Annotated in this window: 20 protein-coding genes; 2 read left to right on the forward strand and 18 right to left on the reverse strand. The window is 44.3% G+C overall.

Annotated elements, in window-relative coordinates; translation table 11 throughout:
• Window positions 1-112 precede the first annotated feature (112 nt).
• From QMG91_RS10800 to QMG91_RS10845, 10 genes are all read right to left on the reverse strand, one after another.
• A complete protein-coding gene (locus QMG91_RS10800) occupies window positions 113-1,216 on the reverse strand; it encodes a mandelate racemase/muconate lactonizing enzyme family protein (RefSeq protein ID WP_022613998.1) in 1,104 nt (367 codons plus the stop codon).
• Window positions 1,217-1,258: 42 nt separating this feature from the next.
• A complete protein-coding gene (locus QMG91_RS10805) occupies window positions 1,259-2,125 on the reverse strand; it encodes a fumarylacetoacetate hydrolase family protein (RefSeq protein WP_223096585.1) in 867 nt (288 codons plus the stop codon).
• A gap of 43 nt (window positions 2,126-2,168) precedes the next feature.
• Complete coding sequence (locus QMG91_RS10810; RefSeq protein ID WP_004402973.1) at window positions 2,169-2,927, reverse strand: SDR family NAD(P)-dependent oxidoreductase; 759 nt, start codon at window positions 2,925-2,927, stop codon at window positions 2,169-2,171.
• A 10-nt stretch (window positions 2,928-2,937) separates the two neighbouring features.
• Window positions 2,938-3,258 (reverse strand): L-rhamnose mutarotase, encoded by a 321-nt coding sequence (locus QMG91_RS10815; RefSeq protein WP_281826406.1) that lies wholly within the window; start codon window positions 3,256-3,258, stop codon window positions 2,938-2,940.
• Window positions 3,259-3,267: 9 nt separating this feature from the next.
• Window positions 3,268-4,134: an amidohydrolase family protein gene (locus QMG91_RS10820; RefSeq protein WP_281826408.1), complete on the reverse strand. Its 867-nt coding sequence runs from the start codon at window positions 4,132-4,134 to the stop codon at window positions 3,268-3,270.
• 337 nt (window positions 4,135-4,471) lie between these two features.
• Window positions 4,472-5,761, reverse strand: a complete 1,290-nt coding sequence (locus QMG91_RS10825; protein ID WP_281826409.1) for a TRAP transporter large permease — start codon at window positions 5,759-5,761, stop codon at window positions 4,472-4,474.
• The gene (locus QMG91_RS10830) at window positions 5,758-6,240 is read right to left on the reverse strand and encodes a TRAP transporter small permease (RefSeq protein ID WP_200765620.1); all 483 of its coding nucleotides are present in this window, start codon (window positions 6,238-6,240) and stop codon (window positions 5,758-5,760) included. The genes QMG91_RS10825 and QMG91_RS10830 overlap by 4 nt, the downstream gene beginning before the upstream one ends.
• 53 nt (window positions 6,241-6,293) lie before the next feature.
• On the reverse strand, window positions 6,294-7,265 hold the full coding sequence (locus QMG91_RS10835; protein WP_022593572.1) for a TRAP transporter substrate-binding protein: 972 nt from the start codon (window positions 7,263-7,265) through the stop codon (window positions 6,294-6,296).
• Window positions 7,266-7,384: 119 nt separating this feature from the next.
• Window positions 7,385-8,581, reverse strand: coding sequence for an N-acetylglucosamine-6-phosphate deacetylase (locus QMG91_RS10840; protein ID WP_281826413.1), 1,197 nt, complete (start codon window positions 8,579-8,581; stop codon window positions 7,385-7,387).
• Window positions 8,571-9,329, reverse strand: a complete 759-nt coding sequence (locus tag QMG91_RS10845) for a glucosamine-6-phosphate deaminase (RefSeq protein ID WP_281826414.1) — start codon at window positions 9,327-9,329, stop codon at window positions 8,571-8,573. Before QMG91_RS10845 ends, QMG91_RS10840 begins: the two co-directional genes overlap by 11 nt.
• 259 nt (window positions 9,330-9,588) lie before the next feature.
• Here QMG91_RS10845 and QMG91_RS10850 point away from each other — a divergent pair, with 259 nt between their 5' ends.
• The gene (locus QMG91_RS10850) at window positions 9,589-10,812 is read left to right on the forward strand and encodes an ROK family protein (RefSeq protein ID WP_281826416.1); all 1,224 of its coding nucleotides are present in this window, start codon (window positions 9,589-9,591) and stop codon (window positions 10,810-10,812) included.
• Between the two features lie 9 nt (window positions 10,813-10,821).
• On the opposite strand, the gene uxuA is transcribed toward QMG91_RS10850, so the two are convergent.
• Entirely contained in the window at window positions 10,822-12,009 is a 1,188-nt protein-coding gene (uxuA, locus tag QMG91_RS10855) for a mannonate dehydratase (protein ID WP_022550308.1), read from the reverse strand.
• Between the two features lie 340 nt (window positions 12,010-12,349).
• On the reverse strand, window positions 12,350-12,772 hold the full coding sequence (locus QMG91_RS10860) for a GFA family protein (RefSeq protein ID WP_022593582.1): 423 nt from the start codon (window positions 12,770-12,772) through the stop codon (window positions 12,350-12,352).
• Between the two features lie 239 nt (window positions 12,773-13,011).
• On the opposite strand from QMG91_RS10860, the gene QMG91_RS10865 reads away from it, so the two are divergent.
• On the forward strand, window positions 13,012-14,763 hold the full coding sequence (locus QMG91_RS10865) for a hypothetical protein (RefSeq protein ID WP_281826420.1): 1,752 nt from the start codon (window positions 13,012-13,014) through the stop codon (window positions 14,761-14,763).
• Between the two features lie 163 nt (window positions 14,764-14,926).
• Here QMG91_RS10865 and QMG91_RS10870 read toward each other — a convergent pair whose 3' ends face one another.
• The 6 genes from QMG91_RS10870 to QMG91_RS10895 all read right to left on the reverse strand — a co-directional run bounded on the left by QMG91_RS10870 (window position 14,927) and on the right by QMG91_RS10895 (window position 18,984).
• Window positions 14,927-15,244, reverse strand: a complete 318-nt coding sequence (locus QMG91_RS10870) for a hypothetical protein (RefSeq protein WP_281826422.1) — start codon at window positions 15,242-15,244, stop codon at window positions 14,927-14,929.
• A 970-nt stretch (window positions 15,245-16,214) separates the two neighbouring features.
• Entirely contained in the window at window positions 16,215-16,550 is a 336-nt protein-coding gene (locus QMG91_RS10875) for a hypothetical protein (RefSeq protein WP_281826423.1), read from the reverse strand.
• Window positions 16,551-16,712: 162 nt separating this feature from the next.
• Complete coding sequence (locus tag QMG91_RS10880; RefSeq protein WP_281826425.1) at window positions 16,713-16,946, reverse strand: PnuC protein; 234 nt, start codon at window positions 16,944-16,946, stop codon at window positions 16,713-16,715.
• A 45-nt stretch (window positions 16,947-16,991) separates the two neighbouring features.
• Window positions 16,992-17,627 carry a LysE family translocator gene (locus QMG91_RS10885; RefSeq protein WP_004400737.1) on the reverse strand — a complete coding sequence of 212 codons (636 nt, stop codon included), beginning with the start codon at window positions 17,625-17,627 and terminating at the stop codon, window positions 16,992-16,994.
• Window positions 17,628-17,771: 144 nt separating this feature from the next.
• Complete coding sequence (locus QMG91_RS10890; protein WP_281826428.1) at window positions 17,772-18,128, reverse strand: hypothetical protein; 357 nt, start codon at window positions 18,126-18,128, stop codon at window positions 17,772-17,774.
• A gap of 316 nt (window positions 18,129-18,444) precedes the next feature.
• The gene (locus tag QMG91_RS10895; RefSeq protein ID WP_281826430.1) at window positions 18,445-18,984 is read right to left on the reverse strand and encodes an MOSC domain-containing protein; all 540 of its coding nucleotides are present in this window, start codon (window positions 18,982-18,984) and stop codon (window positions 18,445-18,447) included.
• Window positions 18,985-19,058: the final 74 nt, after the last annotated feature.

Below are 19,058 nucleotides of genomic sequence, written 5' to 3' on the forward strand. Positions count from 1 at the left end.
ATGTTACTCAATCGGATAACAAGTTTCATCAGAGAAAACCAGTTTCGTATCACGGCTGTGACCTAGCTTTTCAGAGACCACTATTTACATAAGGACTTGCTCTGTGATCTGACTAAGTAATCACCTTATTAGTCCGAGTTTCCGATTGAATTTTGTCCCAGTCCCAAGCAATACCCAAGCCGATATCGGTTGGTGCCTGTGCCTTCCCATCAATAATGTTGAGCCTGCTGCTGGAAATAGAACCTAGCTGAGGAATGAACTCCAACCAGCGACTGTTCGGAACCGCACAACAGAGTGATACGTGCAATTCCATTAAAAAGTGCGGGCAAACTGAAACGTTGTACGTTTCCGCTAAATGCGCCACCTTCAGCCAAGGGGTAATACCGCCAATTCTCGCCACATCGACCTGTACAATATGACACGCGCCTTGCTCCAGATACTCTCTGAATCCTCGCGTTCCATACATGGATTCACCCACCGCAATTGGCAGACCAGCCGTTGCACAAAGCTGCGCGTGACCTGAAATATCTTCTGCTGGCATAGGTTCTTCCAGCCAGCTTATGCCTAAATCGGCAAATGCCCGACCGCGTTTTATCGCCTCGTCTCGGCTAAAGCTTTGGTTGGCATCAACCATGATGTGGTAGTCATCCCCAACCTGTTTTCTCACGTGTTCTAGCCTGCGAATGTCTTCTGCCAGAGAGGGCGAACCCACTTTAACCTTTGAACCACCAAAGCCTTGTTTCTGCACTTCAATCGCATCTTCTGCAAGCTGTTCTGGCGTGAGATGTAGCCAGCCACCTTCGGTGGTATAGAGCGGGATTTCGGGTTTGGCTCCACCAGCAACTTTCCAAAGTGGAAGCTGTGCTTTGATGGACTTTCTGTCCCAAAGAGCCGTATCTATCGCAGCCAATGCTAAAGAAGTTATCGCCCCTACTGACGTTGCGTGACTGTGGAAATAGAGATCACGCCAGATTTGCTCAATGCAGTCTGGATCTTTGCCAATAAGTTGAGGAAGAAGGTGATCGTGAAGCAAAGCGACAACTGACGAACCGCCAGTACCGATGGTATAGGTATACCCCACTCCCGTTACGCCGTCACTATCTGTAATTTTAACCATTGGGGTTTCCTGGCACACAAACGACTGAATGGCGTCGGTGCGCTTAACCTCTGGTTCTAGATCAACCCAATACAGCTCTGCTTTCTCAATGGTTGCCATGGTGGTGCGTCCTTTGCTCCATGTTTTTTAAAAGTGTTTCACTTAGTTTTGCGAGTTCTCGTAGGTAATCGCAGTCTGACTTGAAGTGCCAAGCCCATCGATTCCAAGTTCGACAATATCGCCCTCTTTCAGGTAGCGAGGAGGGTTAAAGCCCAGCCCCACACCAAAAGGCGTGCCTGTGGAAATCACATCTCCGGGAAGTAAGGTCATATACTGACTGATGTAACTCACCTGTTTAGCAATGGAGAAAATCATGTCGCTGGTGTTGCTGTCTTGCAGCATTTCACCATTCAGTGACAGCCAGAGCCTTAGGTTTTGCGCATCCGAACATTCGTCTGTGGTCACGACATAAGGGCCAAGCGGCGCAAATGAGTCGCAGCTTTTTCCTTTCACCCACTGACCTTCCTGCTCAAGCTGGAATTCTCGTTCTGAATAGTCATTGTGAAGCACGTAACCGGCGACGTGCTCTAACGCATCCTCTTCCGACACATAACTTGCACGCTTACCGATAACAATCGCCAGCTCAACTTCCCAGTCGGTTTTCTGGCTGTTTTTAGGGATGATGATGGGATCGTTCGGACCACATAAAGAGCTGGTGGCTTTCATAAATAAAACCGGCTGCCCCGGGATAGGCATCCCAGATTCTTCGGCGTGCTTTTTATAATTCAACCCGACACAAATGATTTTCGAAGGTCGGCAGATTGGGGCTCCATAACGTTCGTTCTCGCCAAACTCTGGGCAATTTCCCTGATGTTCATCAAGCCACTCACTGAGGCGTTTTGGTCCGTCTGAACCAAAGAAAGATTCAGTATAATCCTCACCAAACGCACTGACGTCGATGCGTTTTCCGCTATTCAGTTCGACGCCAGGCTTCTCGCTGCCGGCTTCTCCTACTCGAACAAGTTTCATGGTTGTATTCCTTCACTATCAAAATGATTTAAATCGATAAAAATCAGCGTAACTGAGTGACACCGCCGTCAATGTCATACGCAGATCCTGTAATAAATCTCGCTTTGTCACTGCACAAAAACACGGTGAGATCGGCAATTTCTTTCGGGGTTCCCATCCGACCAATTGGCTGGTATTCGCTGAGCGTTTTAAACATTTCCTCTTTGGTGTCTGGGTAGTGTTTTTCCAGATACCCATCAACAAACGGGGTGTGTACACGTGCCGGACACAGACAGTTGCAACGAACGCCTTTCGCCACGTAGTCTCTTGCGATACTTAAGGTCATTGCGAGTACTGCGCCTTTTGACGCGGAATAGGCAAAGCGGTCGGATATGCCCACTTTGGCGGCAATGGAAGAGAGATTGAGAATGGCACCCTGTGCTTTTTCAAGCAGTGGCATCGCATGCTTTGAGAAAAGAAATAACCCATTGACGTTAACAGAGAAAACTCGCTCCAGTTCAGAAAGAGAGGTATTTTCAAGGGAGCCGATAGACGCGATACCCGCATTGTTAACCAGAGCATCCAGACGACCGATTTGGCTTTCTATTGCAGCGCAAACACTGGCAACATCACTTTCACTGGACACATCGCACTGAAAGGTTGAGACCTTATCCGTATTGAACTCTTTCGATGCATCTTCAAGTTGCTGTGAATTCACATCAACCAGCACAACGTGCGCTCCGGCATCATGAAACCCCTTGGCAATAGCCAGACCAATACCCGATGCTGCTCCGGTTACTAACGCAACTTTTCCCTGCAACATGTCATTCTCCTTATTTCTGTTCGAAAACCTGTTCCATTGTCAGCCACCATTCTTCACCTGCTTCTGGCAGAGGTTGCTGCATGGGTTTCATCCACGCCCACCATTTTTGCGTTGTCGGATCGGCTGCCATCTCCGCCATATCACTTTCGAAGTCCTCTCCTACATATTCGAAGTAGGCGAAGAGCAAGCCGTTGTGATGAAAAATGGAGTAATTCTGAATATGTGATGCTTCGATCTGAGTCAGCACTTCAGGCCACACTTCGGCATGGGCTTTTACGTATTCATCGTAATGTTCTGGCTTCAACTGGATGACCTGACCAAACTTTTTCATGGTACCTCCTCAGCTCCCCACTCGAGACAAATAGACATTTTCCGCAGTTTTGAAATAGAGGTTTTGCTTTTCCGAGTCACTCCAATGCGCCACCAGATCATCCAACCTGGATTGCCACGCTTGTGCAGGCTCAACCAAAGTACAGACTGGCCAGTCGGATCCAAACATTAAACGTTCCGAACCAAAGGACGATTTCAGCCAGGCGATCACCTCAACTAACGTTGCCTCGTTTTTCGACAAGTCCCCAGCCTGCGTGACTAACCCCGACACTTTGCACACTACGTTGGTGTGCGCCGCGATGGAGGCGATGTTCTGTTGCCAGGCTTTATACGCAGATTCGTCTTCAACATAAGAGGCAATGGCAGGTATGCCACCGTGATCCAGTACGAACTGAGTGCCGGGGCACTGCTTTATTAACGCAGCCGCATCGGCGAGTTCTTGAGGTCGAATGCAGATATCAAAGGAGAACCCCTGTTTTCCCATCGCCTGTACGCCTTTGACAAACGCTTCCGACAGGCAGTGACCTGCTTCCATTTCTGGGGTATGGAGTACTTGCCTGAAACCGGCAACATGAGGAGCTTTGGTTCGAACAGAAGAAAGGTATTCATCAATATCTGCTCTGGTCACTTCAATGGATGCCACCATTGCCACAAGCGGTAATTCAGGGTTCTGACAAAGCTTGCCTACGTACTCAATTTCAGCATCTCTCTGCTCCGGAACCACATCCACTTCTAAATACACCGACTTATCAACTTTCTTAAAATCAGAAAGATAGGCGTCGATGCTGAACGTTTTGTTCAATGGTTCAAAATCGTTCACCCATGGAAGATTAAACTCGTCCAAATCCCACAGGTGCAGATGACTGTCAATGATCATCGCAGATCTCCTTATCGCGAACGACATTTTAAATATAAAATTACATTTTAAATACGATATGTAAATTCATTTTGGCTATTATTTGATCAATTTAGCAACTAGCGTGAAGCTGATCACAGTTAAGTGTATGCGTGATCTAAAGAAGATAGATGGCTCCGAGTAGAAGGTAAGGAGAAACAGAGAGCATGACCAAGTGTCTCTCCTACTTCAGCGTATGAAATGAAGGTTTTTCGGTTTAGCTGTTGATCGTTCAGGAAGGATTAGCAAATAGGATTCAAGCCAAAGAAAGGCTCAAACCCTATGCAGAAATGTTTTCGCAGTACTGCTCAGTTGTTAATTACAGCAAAGAAGGAAGCCAGAGCGTGATCATCGGGAAGTAGGTAACCAGCATAAGCACCACCACCATGGTGAGATAAAACGGTAGCATTTGACGAGCAGTGGCTTCTATTTTGACTTTGCCAATCCCACAGCCAACCATAAGAGACGTCCCGACGGGAGGTGTGCATACTCCAATTCCCAAATTCAACAACATAATGATGCCAAAGTGGATCGGATCGACGCCTATTGTTTTTGCTATTGGGAGAAGAATTGGCGTCAGTACAAGGATAAGCACTCCCATATCCATTAGCATTCCCAACACCAGTAAGAGAACGTTAATTGCGAGCAAAATAATGTATGGGTTCTCAGACAAACCTAGAATGAAGTCGGCGAGCAAGCTAGGAACACTCAGGAAAGACAGCAAGTATCCAAACGCCGAAGAGGTCATGATAATCGCGATAACCATCGACAATGTTTTCAGAGTGTCGCTCATGATCTTGTTCATCTGAGTTCGCGTTACGCTTTTATAGATAAGCACGGTAACCAAAAGCGCATAAGCTACTGCCACCGCCGCAGACTCGGTTGCGGTAAAGATCCCGAGCACAATCCCACCAATAATGATCACTATTGTCAGCAACCCAATTGATGCTTCACCGACAATTGCCATACCTTCTTTAAAGGAATAGCGTAGCCCTTTGGGATGATGATTTTTCGATGCAAGGAAACCACATAACATCATTAGTGAAACACTGAGTAGTATTCCTGGAACATACCCGGCAATAAAGAGCTGACTGATGGGCAAACCACCAGCAGCCAGAGCGTAGTAAATCATATTCTGACTGGGTGGAATAAGGACGCCCTGAACCGATGAAGTAACGGTAACGGCAACAGAATACTCAGCCGGATAGCCGCTGCGCTTCATGGCAGGAATTAAGAAGGAACCGATCGACGCCACATCCGCAACCGAAGAACCCGAAATACCACCAAAGAAGGTGCTGGCCACAACATTTCCCTGCGCCATTCCCCCTCGAAAACGCCCGACGAGTACCTCTGAAAAGCGGACCAGTCGGTCCGAGATCCCCCCTTCGGTCATAATGCTGCCAACCAGAATAAAAAACGGCACAGCTAGAAACGTAAAGCTGAACATGCCATTGACCATGCGCTGTGCAATCAGCAATAAGGGTAAATCCAGTTGCCACGCCGTCAGCACAGATGAAATGCCCAATGCAAATGCAATGGGTACTCGCAGTAACATTAAGATGAAAAAACTGCCCAGTAGTACTGCAATACCTACCTGTTCCACACTCATGCCGCTTCCTCTTCTTTTGCTCTCACATCGCCTGAAAAAATATTGGCTAGCGCGTTAATCAAAGTGAGTACCGAACCTACAACAGCAGAGTAGTAAAGCAGCTGCTTAGGTAAGCCAGAAGCGGGCAAGATTTGTGCGCCCGCAATATTGACCAGAGTATGAGCATTCATTAGCAGAATCAGGGAAAACAAGGCAATGCAAAGGTAGGCAAAGTAGTCCAGCCCTTTACCGACAATAATCGGCGATCGGTCTCTGAGATAAGTGATTGCAACGTGTGAATGAGTTCGGACTCCTATCGCAATGGATAACATCCCGTACCAAACAAGGAAGAGCATCGCGACTTCTTCAGACCAGCTGGTTGGCTTGTTAAACACGTAACGCAACACAACCTGTGTCACTGTTATTAAGACAATCAGCTCTAACAGCCGGTTGGCTATCCATGTTGCAATAAGGTTCAATTTAGCAATAAATACGCTCATCACTCTCACTCCATGAGTGCTAGAGTTGCCCCGCCCTACGACGGGACAAAGTCTTATTTGACGGCTTTAATTCTGTTTACCAATGGCAGAAGTTTAGGAAATTCTTCGTACACTGGCTGAACCGCTTGCTGAAATGGTGTGTTGTCAATCACCGTCACTTTCACGCCCGCTGCCACAACTTTCTCTTTTGCTTCAATATTGGCTCGAATCATGAGATCTCGCTCGAATATCGCGGCTTCTTTGGCAGCCTTAGCAATGGCATTTCTATGATTTTCAGGCAGCGAATCAAATTTCGCTTTGTTCATGATAAGAATGGCGGGCGGGCTTAAGTGACCATCTTCAACGTAGTTTGGTGCGACTTCATAGTGACCAGAAGTCAGATAACTTACATAGTCGTTCTCTGCGCCATCAATCACGCCAGTCTGTAAGCTGGAAAAAACCTCGCCATAGTTCATGGGTGTCGCGACACCGCCAACAAGGTTAACCATGCTGATGGAAATGGGCGATTTCTGAACACGAATCTTGAGACCTTTCATGTCTTCAATCGATTTAACAGGATGTTCTTCGGTGGTGTAGAAACTGCGAGTCCCCGCTTCCATAAACTCGAACCCGACCAAACCATATTTCGCCATATCGGCTCTTACTTCATCTCCGATATCACTGTCCAGAACACGGTATTTGTGTTTAATGTTCTTGAATATGTAGGGAAGCGTAAACACGCCGACACTTGGCGATACATTCGCCAGAGTCACACTGTTTACACGCGTAAGGTCGATAATTCCCGCCTGAGTCTGTTCTATGGTTTCTGCCTCCTGCCCCAGTTGAGCGCCAGAAAAGACTTTAACTTTGACTTCACCATTCGAATAAGTGGAAGTGAGCTCGGCAAATTTATGCATCGCTACAGTAACAGGGTTGGATTCAGGCTGATTTTCAGCCAGACGCAATGTCGTCGCGAACGATAATGAAGGTATCAGCAGTGCGGTAACAGACCATCCAATGATTCCTTTAGATATTGTCCCTTTCATGTCCTTTACTCCTTGATTAATTAGCTTTTCTTAAGCCATTACATGGTCAACCCTTGACCACCAGAGGTATTGCTATTTATTCCATTATTTGTGCGTTTTCTAAATGCTCCTCATCCTTTTCAGGGATGGAAAAGATCAGAAGGACGCACAATTCGATCACCTAAGTACACTTGTTTTAATTGTGGTCCATTTCGGGATGTGGACCATTCAATAAAGTCGGCTTTGTCTCCTACTGCGGGCATTGTGTTGGGTTGAGACAGCAGTTGCAGAGGGTTGTGGCGGGTAATTCTCAGTAGATCTGACATCGATAAATCACACCACGCCATTACATCCTGAACCATTTTGTCCATTCGGGCTGAAGACCCCGCAAAGTAAGCCGAACCGGGAATTCGAACGACGCCGTCTGAGCAAAGCTCAATCTCAGATTCACCTAACCAGTAGCGCCCTGGCTGCTGGGAGAGACCAGCTGCGGAAGTGGCATCCGTCGTCAATACAGTCCGCGCCAATGTTTTCGCTCGTATCCATGTTTTAAGCATCTCGGGTTTCACGTGGATACCATCGGCGATAAAGCTGGCATACAAACCGTCTTGCGCTAACTGCGCCATCAGGGGGTTTTCTGTTTTATGAAGTTGATGTGCAAGTCCGTTGCCAAGATGCGTTGATAGCGTCGCTCCTCTTTCAACCGCCCTTGCGATTGTTGTTGAATCGGCTTCAGTGTGCCCTAGTGCAACGGTAATCCCCTCTGATTTCAAATAAGAAATCAACTCAAGTACACCTTCTATTTCAGGCGCGACCGTCATCAATTTAATCGGCTTCGCAACCAAAGATTGCAGCTTTTTAACCACCGATATCGATCCTGAAATCATTGCTTTTTCAGGATGAGCACCGACAAACCCTTCTTTTGGCGATAAAAACGGTCCTTCGATGTGATAACCCAAGACCATATCCGGTCCTAAGGCACTCTTACCGACCGCCTCATCAAGCGTTTTTAGTAATTGATAAAGCTTTTCTTCATCAGCAGAAATCAAAGTGGGCAGGCACTTCGTTACCCCACTTTTGAGCATTTCGAAAAGCGCGTTATCGAGTGCCTCTGGGGACACTCCGAACGAGTTAAAATCCAACCCACTAAAGCCATTAACCTGAATATCCACCAAACCTGGAGTGACCACGCTGTCCTGCTTTTTCTCATTCAAATGAAACGCAGGAACTTCTGTATCGATTCGCGTAATGACTCCCTGTTCATTCAGGTGGTATCTCATCAGTGGCTTTTCGTCTCCGAAGTACACTAATACGCTTTCAGGGTTATCACTTCTCATCACTGCCTCTCTGGTTCAACAGACTTGAAGACTCGTTATCCAGAAAAACCATGGTTGCCTGATGTTTTTGCAACACCGAAGCCGGATGCATCGGAGACATGACTCCCTCAAGGCAATCTTTGACTGCCTGTGCTTTTCTGTCTGAAGGCACAGTGCAAACAATATGGGTACTTTTGAGAATTTGGTTGATTGACATAGAAACCGCATGAGTGGGAACGTCCTCTAATGAAGGAAACCACCCCTCTCCCAACTGCTGCTTTCTGCATGCGGTATCGAGCTCCACCTGTATATACGGAGCAGTCTCTTCGAAGTCCGCAGGAGGATCGTTAAACGCCAGGTGACCGTTCTCGCCAATGCCTACAAAAGCAACGTCGATTTGAATATCAGAGATTGTTTTATTCAAATTGGTCAATTCTTCTTCCAGCTTTGAGGAATCGCCATTGACATAGGTAATCTTTTTCAAATTAGGGAGTTGGTCTTCTACACGCTCTCGAAGGTATCGTCTGAAACTCGCAGGATGCTGATCGCTCAACCCTACATATTCGTCCAAATGAAACACCGACACCCTCGACCAATCAATGCTGGTGTCAGTCACCAAATTGGAAAGCATAGAAAACTGACTGGTTCCCGTTGCCAGAATAATGTTGGCATACCCTTTGGACTCAATGGCTTGGCGAATCAGTTTTGCTCCATATTGAGCGGCAGCAATGGCCATCGATGCTTCGTCTAACCATCTGGATACTTTCATGAATTCTATCCTCACTATTTTGGTTGCCATTTGAACCGTGTGGTTATTGATTAAATACTAACCTGACATTAATTACACTTGCTGTAAATAACTATTTTTTACACAATGTGTAATTATATAAATACTCAGATATGGCAAAGCGATATTGAATAGAGTTACCTTTTTGTTTTTATTTAAATAAATGCTCTATTTATCGCAGGGGAAGCGCTCATTGGGCTTTCGTATTGAATTAGGAAATATTTGAAGGAAGTCACCATTTATGCAGCCAACTACCCCCTCAAAAACCTCAGCGAATCTGTCTTTCAGTGAACGTCTTGCAAAGTCGCTAAATCAGAAAAACAACGACCTAATCCAGCTTTCCGATCAAAGAAAAAATCAGCTGCTTCAAGCCATCTTTTGTCAGGACACGCCAACGCGAAAAAGTCTGAGTCAGGAGTACAAACTGCGACCAGCAACCGTGACTGATCTGATTGGAGAGCTGATTGAACTGGGTTTGGTGGCAGAAGATAAAACGGTAAACCCGTCAAAGCCGGGTCGCCCTGAAGTGTACTTAAGGATTCAGCCTAATGCGCTTTTGGGCATTGTGATTATGATCGACTCACTCACTATCCATGCTCATCTGATCAACCTGACGGGAGAAATTCTCTGCAGCTCATCGCAAACGCTTGACGATCATGAACTGTCAAACGCACAAATTCTGACTCATTTCGAAACATTGGCAATGTCCCTATCTGAAAAGAAAATAAGTGGAAAAGTCGTTGGCATTGTGTGTTCTCTGCCGGGGCTGGTGGATGAAGAAAAGATTTGCTGGGTTTATTCCAACCGATGGCCAAAGATTTCAAATCTGTCTTTTGAACAACTCTCGTCCAAAACTCAATTGCCCGTAAGAATTGCCAAAAACCTGAACAATGAATTGCGCGCCCGCCTGATACGCCACCCGGAACATATGAAAGAATCTGTTCTGAATATTCACTGGGGGTATGGGATTGGTACATCATACGCACTTCGCGGAGACGTAATACACACGCCATTGGGCGGATTTGGAGAACTAGGGCAAACCACAGTTGTGGATGGTGAAAGTTCCGCCACTGTTGAATCTATTGCCTCGCTTAGGGCGATGGAAAACGAACTCAGAAAATATTTTCCAGACAACCCGCTAAGTGAATCCGAATTTGAAAAAGCGTTCAATGAGAAGAACGTCGCTGACATTCCAGTTATTAACCGTGCAATCAACCTTATGAGCGTGACCTTAGCCAACGCTTTTTTAATCCTGTTTCCACAGCAGATTGTGATAACCGGACCATTTGCCCGAACTCCAGAAGTGTTTGACAAGCTGCAGGAGAAATTTACCGCTCAACTTCCTGCATTCATCTCCGACAAAGTTACGTTGCACGTTGGTCAACGTGCCGAAACCGATGAAATGTTCGGCGCGTTGTCTCCGCTTTTTCAGTCTGAAATTATTAAACGACTCAAAAGCCGCTAGCCTTAATATTCAGTCGTCTGACATCAGTGCGCGTTTGACACCCATTTCAAGACCTCGAAACTCAGCAAGCCCTTTGAGTCGCCCAATGCAGGAGTACCCGGGGTTGGTTTTTTTGCCCAAATCATCAATCATTTGATGTCCGTGGTCAGGACGCATAGGTATTGGGCGAGTATCCCCTAACTGGCGTCTTCGGGACTCTTCTTTCAACAACTCGTGGACGACAGAGAACATATCGACATCGCCTTCTAGGTGAGCAGCTTCATGAAAACTTTTAGGGTTTGCCTCCCTTTGCGTCGACCTCAGGTGAGTGAAAAAAATTCGGTCGTGATACGTTCTGATCATATTCACCAAATCGTTGTCTTCTCTCACTCCATAAGAACCAGTGCAAAACGTAAAACCATTGTTTTGGCTCGGAATCGAATTCACAATCCATTCCATGTCTTCTTTGGTCGAAACAATTCTAGGCAACCCCAATATTGGTCTGGGTGGATCGTCCGGATGGATGGCCATTCGAATACTATGTTTTTCACAGATAGGCATCAGAGCCTCTAAAAAGCGCTTTAGGTTTTCTCTCAGTACGCTTTTATCAACGTTGTCATACCTTGTCAGATGCGAGCGAAATTCCTCTAATGTGTAACCTTCTTCCGCTCCGGGAAGACCCGCAATAATGTTCGCGGTAAGCTGATCAATGTCCTGCCGACTCATCTGCTCATATCTTTCACGCGCGGCTTCTTGCTCTGTTGCGGAATAATGCAACTCCGCACCAACTCGCTTTAAGATACAAAGCTCGAAAGCAGCAAAGCTAACGTGATCAAATCTAAGCGCTTTTGAACCGTCACTCAGCTCATAGTCGAGATCGGTTCGCGTCCAATCCAGCACTGGCATAAAGTTGTAACACACGGTATGGATTCCACAGCGAGCGAGGTTAGCAAGCGTTGTCCGGTAGTTGTCTACCCACGTTTGCCAATTGCCTCTTCTCAGTTTTATGTCTTCGTGAACCGGAACACTTTCCACCACTGACCAAGTTAACCCTGCTTCTTCAATAAGTCTCTTTCTTGCTTCTATTTCTGCAACGCTCCAAACCTCCCCATTGGGTATGTGGTGTAACGCCGTCACAATGCTCGTGGCTCCGGCTTGCCTAATATGTTGTAACGTAACGGGATCTTGTGACCCGTACCAACGCCATGCTTGCTCCATAATGCTCTCCGTGTGATTTTTCACTTGATTGGAATAATTAATAACATAACCCGTTATTAATTACTTTGTAAACTATGTGGTGAAGGCTTGCCTACCTCTTAACTTCAAGAAATTTTCAACAATAATGGATCGGACAAGCAGGTTTACACTCGTAACACAATGAAAATTAAAGGGTTGGAAATTGTTCTTAGTGAGGAAAAGGCAGAGAGGAAATCGGTAGAATAGCGGAGCGAATAAGCAGAAGTACCTCTATGTATAAATTGGATGAAGTGAAGCAAACTCTAGTTATGTGTCCGCGAACACACTTCATCCCAAATTACATAAAGTAAAAGAACCGGAATCAATTCCCACCATACTCGGCAAAAACTTCAGGACCAGTCATATCATGAGTTTGGTTGGCGAATTGGTAGTAATGCGGCCTTTCATCAGTAAATACTTGATGGTCAAAAACAAACTTAGACTGGTCGTCTATCAGACCTGCACCTACAATATGCTGTTGATTGTGTTTGATTCGATAGAAAAGATGACTACCACAGCGCTTACAAAACCCTCTTTCTGCCCAATCTGAAGAATCATAAACCTGGATATTGTCTTCTCCTTCGAACTGAATATTTGATCCACAATCTACTGACATTAGTGGACCACCACTCCAGCGCCGGCAAGTATGGCAATGGCATGTCCCAACACTCGGACTGACGGTTTTAGCATGAAATGTCACCGCGCCACAGACACAACTTCCACTCGATTCAAATGTTTCGTTCATCGCCTTATCCTTTATTTAAACTGCCTATTTGGTGTTTCATTATCCTCAATTAAATCAGGGGTTATATCTACGCATCTCACAAACAAAGAAAACGATAAACAAAAAGTTAAATTGGTCACAAAATATAAAATGAATAAAATTGCAAAGGATTACAAAAAGTTAAGTTAACACAAAATTAATACCCGGCTCCCTACTTTACCTGACAGCTCAACTTTCTATTAAAATGTCAGGAAACCATAATGAAAAACGCGTTGTTAGCTTCCGCTGCACTTGGCTTATGTGCCTGCGGAGGAGGATCCGATTCTGGAGGCACTTCGCCTACCGACCCAGTACCCACTCACCCAATTCAACCTGGCAACGCGTTGTCCTGGGCCTATGGCGCCCAAATCGATATTTCAAATGGCGACTCTGTAAGAGCAAGAACCGATAATAAAGTGCACAAGATTACTGTGTTCAAGCCCGAAACAAATGATGTCAATTCAATAACACTCAGAAATGCTCAACATCAATTACTTAAATCTGCACTTTGGACGGTGAAAAACCCAAGTGGCACAACAAATACGTATACAACATTAGACTTTATTGTCCTACCCATAAGCGAAGTTGGCACCTACCATGTCGAATCTTGTGTGTCGCGAAGCAACACCATTACAAAGGCGTATCCATTTTGTGCGAAGCTTGAAATTGAAAGCGTAGAACCTACGGTGATAACCCCACCACCTATCATCAAATCACAAACAAGGACATTTAGCGCTTCAGATTTTGTAAGTGGATCAAACGCGCGGTTCGAACAAGCAAACTTCAGCACATCCAGCTCCAGACTCAGCCAGAATTCAAATCGAGGCTTGGTCACGGTTAACGCATCCCGAACCCAATTCACCTATGAAATGTTCGATGAATACGATTATCTTGCTACGGATTCTTCTGAGAACGTTAAAATTGATGCAAAAGTTGTCAGTGATACTGAAACAAGGCTTGTTAGGTTCGACCTTGTTATTAGTGGTGCAGAGACTCAACCCACGTGCCATGCGGCGAATAGTACTCCTATTCCAGCAACGGCTCTTACAGACGAGACCTACACTTCTATAAATGTGGGAGATTGCATTGCTATTGGCGACCAAAACTTAAGTGAGACTTCTGGTTGGAAGGCATACAGTAAGGATACTAATGCGGTACAGTTAACAGGATTATTCCGTTACGCGGGCGTAGACTTTTCCGATAACGTGAAAGTGCTCTATTTGAGAACAACAGCGACTGGGAAGATCTCTTTTTCTAAGGAGCTTTATGGCGGTGGCAGCGATGGGAACAGGAGTTGGAAGGTTAATGTAACGCCAACCAATGTTGCGTCTCCAAGTGTCGACAATTGGCAAAACAAGCTATCCGCGCAAGTCCAGCAAATTCCAACCATTTCTGCAACTGAACCAGCTCAAGCTACAGAGTGGATATACCACTGGAGAGTGTTTGACGAGACATTCGGCAAATCTCTGATAACCGCTGTTTCGACCAAAACACCTGAGCTCAATCTCGATAAGTTCTTAACCAGTAAGAATGTGAGCGTTGAACTGTATGTAGACAATAGGAATTTTACGAAGTACGTTCCTTTCCCCCCCGGTTCAAAAGGTGAGCTGCAGAAATATGAACTGGACTTAACCGTAAGGGGAGATGAGCCTCAGCCGCCAAAAGCCGTCGTATTGTTCAATGGTAAACGCTATGAAGCTCAAGCGAGACCGCATTCAATTAGGCTCGACAAGTCTATGGAAGCAGTGTTTGACGGCAGCCAGTCCGTGTACAGCACGCAGGATCCATATTTAAGTTTCCACCACATACAAAACTCAAGCGACATTCACAATACCAATCGATTTAATGGCGTGGTTAAAATCTTTGATAACCTAGGAGATGTAAACCGATACTCTTTCTGCATCGCAGGTACTTTCCCTTGGAATAGCACAGAAAATCCGTGCGTGAATTTCATATTTTATTCGGCTAAGTAACAGAAATTAGCACTCAACAGAATCACCGTGGAGCAGAAAGCTTCACGGTGATTTTTGATTTAGTTTCAATAAAATGCGTGGTATCTAGCGTCCCTGAGGAGCAACGTTGGCAGCACTGGTACCGTATTGTGAGAGACACAATATGTGTTATGCATTTTCCTTATTAGTCCGTAACATAAAACCATGAAGGTGCAGGATGATTTTGGTGGCAGCCATTCAATGCAACTCTTAACTTTTTACCTCCCATGACAGCAGCCAAGGCAGCGGAATATTGCCCCTGACTCCCTTTTTTATTAGGGTTTAATCTTAATTGATTTTTTTGAGTACATTCTGAGTTAGATACATGTTCCTTCAAAATAACAAAGCATGTTCCATCTTCAGTGTCACAACCAACTCCAATTGGCGTAACTATTTGTGAAGCACTTACATTAAAACTAAAAGCTAAGCCCGCGGAAAATAATATATATCTTAAGATCTTCAATTTGTACCCCTCTTTCAATTAACAAATGACATGGTTTTCCCCTCCTGAGAATCAATCACACTTGAGTTGATTCGATTAACAGTGAAAGCACCATATCTAAGTATTCTTATTTTGCGGGATCGACTTAGTGAAAAAACACTCTAGTATCCACATCACCATGCCACGGAAAAGTCGCTTCCCATAAACCCCAAACCAACCATAACTTACTGACTATATTAACGAATATTCCACCTAAGCGTATAGAATTAGAAGCGTGCGGTGGCGCGCATTATTGAAAGGAACACATACGATTTAAACAGAACCAACAGGGTTAACCGATATCGCCAAAGAAACATTGTATAGGGGGAGGCTGAAGCAAAAAAAGTCACTATATGTGTTTGTCGCAGGCCATATTTAATGATCGAAATGATAAAAAGAAATCGTTAACTTTGTTGTTCGAGTTAAGTTGGCTGCTAACGCAGCCAAGCCATTGTTAATGTCTATATACAGGCGGAAGGCTCATATTATATTCGTCATCACTTTAGATATTGAACAGTATAAAGTTTACAGAAATGAGTAGCTGAGCCATTCCATTTGTTATGTGCTTCAGGGTGACCATACACACTTACTGATGTATTGGTTTGAAACGCTGCCAGTAAAATACTGAAAGTTGTTTGCTGTCCTGGAGAATCTTTCTTGAGCCAAAAACCTTTACAGATGGAGCCCTTGGTTTTCAACGTAAATATAACATCGCCTCCCCCATATTCTGGGTAAGATTGAAGTGTTTCAACCGTTGAAACTGTTTGTTCCAAGTTTTGAGCAATTTACGGGAAAGCAAAAAATGCAAACCCACATAATATAGCTTTGTAGAGTGTTTTTCTCACATTTACCTCTATATCGATTACGCCAGTTTCAACCGAAAACAGCATACCAAAATATTACGTGTTATCAGTCGGTTTAAAGACTTTTCTAGGTTGAAGTGTTCACCAAATTAATTGATGGTAATGTATTTTAATTTACACTCAGTACCACTACCTTCAACACCTATTCGAGCGGTAGTTCCTGATTTGTAAGCCTCCATAGCCGCTGAAAACTTTAAACTCGCAGGAATTGGGTCTGTGTATCCTCCCAAACTAACCAAGTTGCTAGTGCAATTCCATTGAGAGCCTCCAGGATTTGGATGCTTTGCTCCATGTACAAATACTTTTGCGGTATCATCACCAACGTACACTTTGTTGATCAAAACAGTCCAGTGCACGACACTAGCTGTCGCAGTAGAGGATGCAAATAGCAAAGCTGCCGACAGTAAAACACGGAATTTTTTCATATTAACTCCAAATATTATTAATTGAATCGCAACGCCACACCAAGTGGTGGACGACACTCCCACCTAATGTAACTCTTTGTGCTGTAAACACTTAATCTTGTTAAGCCGAAAATTCTACGCACTGAGAGTCCAACTTCAATACTTTTTATGAACGTGCAATTTTTAGCTTGTAGATGACTGCTCAGCCAAGCCAACTTTCAGCTCTTTTTCAGGTGTAGACCATTTAATGACTGCTCCAAGATTCATTGAGAAAAAGATGATATTTGCAATTATCATTACCACACGACCAAAAAGATAACCTACAACGACCCAACTAGTGTTGCCGCACATCATTAAAATAAAGCCCATCTTGGTCTTATTTTCGATTTGCCAAATAACAAGAAACGTAAGCACCATTGCTACCCAATCGATGTCAATGATCAGCTGTGCATCTTGTTATATTTAGGGCTTTGAACTCAAAAGAACTCCACCACCCATTCCTATGAACAAGCTACCTGAGACTTTTGCGAGCCTACCCTCAAACTTTTTGGCATTCAGCTTTTTTCCTATGCGACAAATAGCCAGTGCGTAGCTCAAGTGGACACCCGACACAATAACGCAAATTGACAAATACATTATGACAAATTGCGTTGCATGAGAGTGACTGGTATCTAAAAACTGGGGTAGGAATGCCGATAGAAAAATCATTGTTTTGGGATTGCTCACTGAAACAAAAAATGCCTCTCTGAAAAGGGATTTAGAGTTACTTTTCGGTCGTTCAAAATCTAGATTGGCTAGTGTAAGGCTATCTTTCTTCACTTGTTTGAAGCTTCTGATTCCAAGGTAAATTAAGTACAAACCACCCACACATTTCATGACAAAAAACCATGCAGGTAATCGAGCAAGGAATTCCCCTACCCCGATAGCAACCAAACCAACAATGAGAAGCTGGCAAAACAAATTACCTAAAACTGTAGTGAATGCAGACCAAATACCATATTGAACGCTATTTTTAACCACTAACAATACATTAGGACCTGGCGATAATGTTACGACTAAATATGCTAGAAAAAACATCATCCAAGTATCTAAACTCATTGAACACTCCTTTGCTTACAAAATATAACGCCCTAATAAAGGGGGAGAACCACGTAATACCGTATCTCCCATATACCACTTTAAACACCTAAATCAACGCGTAGTGAAAATGCTAAGTATTGCAAATCACTCTTGCACCATCTGCTATATACTTTGCTCAAGTTTTTCCTTTGTGTATAACAAAGAACTCCGGAACAAACTCTCTTCACCTTCACTTGCCGTTTGAGTGAGGTAATAGTTGATGATTGGCAAGGTCATCTCCTTGTATTCTGGAAACTCAGATAATTGGTATACTGCCATCGCTTGCTGCGTGTTTACCAATAGGCTTCCTTCAGCAGTTCTGCCCGCAACCCACTCAAATAATTTGTTGTATTGCTCAAATCTCTTATTTTTCGATATTTCTCTTTGGGAATGAAGATACTTGAATACAGTAAAGCTAAAAGCGACAACGCTACCCAAAACTGTCAAATATGGCAGTCCTTCTCTTAAAATTTCCTGCAACGTCAATTTCCTCGGATACGTATAACGAATGAAATGAATTTCTGTTTTGAAACTCTGCCATGCTGAGGTGGTATCGAGTTAGCAAAAATGGCTTTAGTATCTATGACATTAACTTCAACGGGAAAAGTCGTTACACACAAATCTGATACTTACCATGACATGTTGGTCACTACAGCGAATGTACCATATATGCATTCAGGATAATAATCACATTGCTACGCGCATTATTGAGCTAGAACACTCCATAATCTGATTGGTGATGGTCTCTATCACCACTAAATATGTCGTATCACGCGCGTTGGGCTTACGCTTTCTGCTAAACTCTTTTTAAGGGTTGAAATGGTTCGTCTGGTAACTCAACCACTATGCTGTCACCGGCCGACACTCGCCCACCTATTTTAACGATCCCCATTACTCCTGCCTTGCGGATTAATTTTCCTGAGTTGTCTTTGCCTAAAACGGCAGATAATAACCCAGTTTGGTACCCCTCAATTTGCGGGCAAGGGTTTCGTAGACCTGTAATTAGTACTTCCGCACCACTACTGAACCTAACTACTGTATCTTTTGGTAAGCCAAGTAAATCAATACCTGATGTTGTTATGTTCTCACCAAGTGATGCGGGCTCAACTTTGAACCCTTTAGCATCAAGCTCGGCGAATAACTCATTATGAAGAAGATGAACTTGTCTAAGATTTGGCTGAGTTGGATCAACTTTGACTCTGGAGCGATGTTTTACAGTTTTCCCCCTATGAGCATCTCCCTCAATACCTTCCCCCTCAATAAGCAATATGGAACCAACAACTGATTTAGAAAAATTATGCTCAGCACATTTACTGACTGAAACTACTTTTGGCATCCTTTCCTCCCGAGAGTTAGTAGACCTTAAGGGTTTATTTTTTTAAACCAAGATTAAGCTGCGAATACGACTCG

The organism is Vibrio nigripulchritudo, from assembly GCF_027924785.1.
Taxonomy (GTDB): Bacteria; Pseudomonadota; Gammaproteobacteria; order Enterobacterales; family Vibrionaceae; genus Vibrio; species Vibrio nigripulchritudo.

Coding starts and splice junctions, on each gene's coding strand:
- QMG91_RS10810 (WP_004402973.1), bottom strand. CDS start 2,927: ATGTTGCAGGGAAAAGTTGCGTTAGTAACCGGAGCAGCATCGGGTATT.
- QMG91_RS10875 (WP_281826423.1), bottom strand. CDS start 16,550: ATGAAAAAATTCCGTGTTTTACTGTCGGCAGCTTTGCTATTTGCATCC.
- uxuA (WP_022550308.1), bottom strand. CDS start 12,009: ATGGAGCAAGCATGGCGTTGGTACGGGTCACAAGATCCCGTTACGTTA.
- QMG91_RS10815 (WP_281826406.1), bottom strand. CDS start 3,258: ATGAAAAAGTTTGGTCAGGTCATCCAGTTGAAGCCAGAACATTACGAT.
- QMG91_RS10895 (WP_281826430.1), bottom strand. CDS start 18,984: ATGCCAAAAGTAGTTTCAGTCAGTAAATGTGCTGAGCATAATTTTTCT.
- QMG91_RS10850 (WP_281826416.1), top strand. CDS start 9,589: ATGCAGCCAACTACCCCCTCAAAAACCTCAGCGAATCTGTCTTTCAGT.
- QMG91_RS10805 (WP_223096585.1), bottom strand. CDS start 2,125: ATGAAACTTGTTCGAGTAGGAGAAGCCGGCAGCGAGAAGCCTGGCGTC.
- QMG91_RS10865 (WP_281826420.1), top strand. CDS start 13,012: ATGAAAAACGCGTTGTTAGCTTCCGCTGCACTTGGCTTATGTGCCTGC.
- QMG91_RS10840 (WP_281826413.1), bottom strand. CDS start 8,581: ATGAGAAGTGATAACCCTGAAAGCGTATTAGTGTACTTCGGAGACGAA.
- QMG91_RS10800 (WP_022613998.1), bottom strand. CDS start 1,216: ATGGCAACCATTGAGAAAGCAGAGCTGTATTGGGTTGATCTAGAACCA.
- QMG91_RS10835 (WP_022593572.1), bottom strand. CDS start 7,265: ATGAAAGGGACAATATCTAAAGGAATCATTGGATGGTCTGTTACCGCA.
- QMG91_RS10820 (WP_281826408.1), bottom strand. CDS start 4,134: ATGATCATTGACAGTCATCTGCACCTGTGGGATTTGGACGAGTTTAAT.
- QMG91_RS10830 (WP_200765620.1), bottom strand. CDS start 6,240: ATGAGCGTATTTATTGCTAAATTGAACCTTATTGCAACATGGATAGCC.
- QMG91_RS10845 (WP_281826414.1), bottom strand. CDS start 9,329: ATGAAAGTATCCAGATGGTTAGACGAAGCATCGATGGCCATTGCTGCC.
- QMG91_RS10825 (WP_281826409.1), bottom strand. CDS start 5,761: ATGAGTGTGGAACAGGTAGGTATTGCAGTACTACTGGGCAGTTTTTTC.
- QMG91_RS10860 (WP_022593582.1), bottom strand. CDS start 12,772: ATGAACGAAACATTTGAATCGAGTGGAAGTTGTGTCTGTGGCGCGGTG.
- QMG91_RS10885 (WP_004400737.1), bottom strand. CDS start 17,627: ATGAGTTTAGATACTTGGATGATGTTTTTTCTAGCATATTTAGTCGTA.
- QMG91_RS10880 (WP_281826425.1), bottom strand. CDS start 16,946: ATGGTGCTTACGTTTCTTGTTATTTGGCAAATCGAAAATAAGACCAAG.